Raw genomic sequence first — 2505 nt, 5'->3', positions numbered from 1 at the left:
CGATGCTGTTCGAGGCGGGGCCGGAGCTCGACGGGCCGGTGAAGGCGGGGCGGGCCGGGGAGGCCATCCGTGACCTGCCGCAGACGTTGCAGGCCGCTCTGGTTCCGGTTCGGGACATGGCGCGGGCGGTGCTGGAGCAGCTCAAGGAGGCCGGGCCGCACGAGGCGGAGGTGGAGTTCGGAGTCGATCTCTCCTCCCAGGCCGGCGCCGTCATCATCAAGAGCGATGCGGCCGTGCATCTGAAGGTCCGGCTGCTCTGGAAGAAGCACGAGCCCGCCGCCACGGCCACGACAGGCGCCGGGGCGTGAACGCCGGGGCCGACCCGCCGTTAGGCCACCCCACGGACGGCCTGTCCGGAGCTGGTTCTCCTCCCGCGGCGCCCGGCGAGGGGTGCGGGGAGAGCGGTTCCGTGCCGGGTTCGGTGGTGCAGGTCCTGGCGGCGGACGGGGCGGTGGCGGGCGCGGGGTTTGTGGTCGGTGAGGGGGCCGTGGTCACCTGTGCGCATGTGGTGCGCGCGGCGGGAGGGGTGCCCGGTGGCCGGGTGGAACTCGCCTTCGCGCACCTGCCGGGGGCGCCGCGGGTGTGGGGCGGTCTGCCGGCGGAACGGTGGCGGGCGCCGGAGGCCGAGGATGTCGCCTTCGTGGAGCTGGAGCGTGTTCCGGCGGGTGCGGGGGCGCTGGCGCTGGGGGCGGGTGCGGGGTGCCGGGGGCACCGGGTGTCCTCGTTCGGGTTTCCCGCCCAGGCGCCGCCCGGTGGCCACTTCGGCTACGGCACGGCCGGTGACGTGCTGCCCGACAGCACCGGCGCGGGTGCGCTGCTGCAGCTGTCCGAGGCCAACGACCTGACGACCGGCTTCAGCGGCGGCCCGGTCGTGGACGGGGTGACCGGGCTGGTGATCGGCATGGTCACCGCGATCACCTCCCCCGACGCCCACCTCAAGGGGCTGGGCATCGCCTACTGCACCCCCGCCGAGGTCCTGCGCCAAATCCGGCCCGACCTCGCTGAGCATCAGGTCTGCCCCTACCGGGGGCTGGAGCCGTTCACCGCGGAACACACCCAGTGGTTCCACGGCCGCGACAGCGTCGTGGACAGCGTGCTGGAGGCGCTCGGCCAACAACGCCGGGCACTGTTGCTGCTGGGCCCCTCCGGCGGAGGAAAGTCCTCCCTCATCCAGGCCGGTGTCCTTCCCGCCCTCGCCGAGGGGCGGGTGCCGGGCAGCGACCGCTGGCTGCCCGTGCTCGCCCGCCCCGGAGGCGACCTGCTCGCCGAGCTGGAACACGCGGGCCTGCCCGCCGCCGCATCCGGGGGACTCCTGCCCGCGGTGCGCCGCCGCCTGGCCGGTGCACCGGGCCACGACCGTCTGCTCCTGGTGATCGACCAGTTCGAAGAACTCCTCACACCGCCGGCACGCTCAGACCAGCAGCCCGCCGACGGCCGGCCATCGCACGGCAAAGCATCCGACCGCCGTGCGGCCGCTGTGGACGCGCTGCTCGCACTGGCCGGTTCACCGGCCGAGGCCGGTGTCGTCCTGATCATGCGGGACGACTTCTACCCCCAGCTCGCAGCCCTGGCCCCCGGCCTGCTGGAGGCCACCGCATCCGCCCCCCTCAACGTGCCCGCCACCCTCAGCGACTCCGAGCTCCGCGCCATGATCACCCGCCCCGCCCAGGCAGTCGGCCTGGACGTCGAGGACGGACTGACGGAGCGGATCATCACCGACATCCGCGCCACCGACCCCGCCCGCCGCGCCCCGGTCACCCTCCTGCCGCCCCTGGAACTGGCCCTGAGCCAGCTCTGGGAACGCCGCGAGAACGGCCGCCTCACCCACCGCGCCTACCAGCAGACCGGCGAAGTCACCGGCAGCCTGGCCACCTGGTGCGACCAAGCCGTCAGCCACCTGCCCGCCGCACACCGCCCGACCGCCCAGCGCCTCCTCACCGCCCTGGTCCGGCCCGCCGACGAAGCCCACGCCATCCCCGCCACACGCCAGCAGATCCCCCTCACCCGCCTGCGCGCCCTCACCACCGGACCCACCACCGCCGCCCCGGCGCCCGGCACGGTCTTCACGGACGTACTCGCGGCCCTGACCCGCTACCGCATCATCACCACCCGCACGGTGACACAGCCCGGCACCACCACGGGCGTACCGACCGCGGAACTCATCCACGACGCCCTCATCCGCGACTGGGGCACCCTGCGCGACTGGGTGGCCCAGGACCACCGCTTCCAGGTCTGGCTGCACCGCACCACCGAACAGCAGACACGCCACGCGGCAAGCGGCCTGCCCGGCGACCTCCTGGACGGAACCGCCCTGGCAGAAGGCAGGGACTGGGCCCGCCTGCGCTCACTGCCACACGAGATCACCGCCTACCTCACCGCCAGCCGGCAACACCAGCAGTCCGCACTGCGCCGGACCCGACGCATCAACACCGCCCTGGCCGGACTGCTCGTCCTCGCCCTCATCGCCGCGGGAATCGCCTTCTGGCAACGCCAAGAGGCAGTCGC

At 73.9% G+C, this 2505-nt stretch carries 2 protein-coding genes; both read left to right on the top strand.

What is annotated here, in order from left to right; translation table 11 throughout:
- The coding region (locus tag ACFU99_RS40750) for a CU044_2847 family protein (protein ID WP_384402964.1) at positions 1-308 on the top strand (308 nt) is incomplete at its 5' end.
- Positions 309-409: 101 nt separating this feature from the next.
- Positions 410-2505: trypsin-like peptidase domain-containing protein (locus tag ACFU99_RS40745; RefSeq protein ID WP_384402961.1), on the top strand; the 2096-nt coding region annotated here is incomplete at its 3' end.

Source organism: Streptomyces sp. NPDC057654 (assembly GCF_042800135.1).
In the GTDB taxonomy this organism is placed as follows: domain Bacteria; phylum Actinomycetota; class Actinomycetes; order Streptomycetales; family Streptomycetaceae; genus Streptomyces.
The sequence above is the reverse complement of the archived record's forward strand: the minus strand, read 5'-3'. Positions and strand labels throughout refer to the sequence as shown.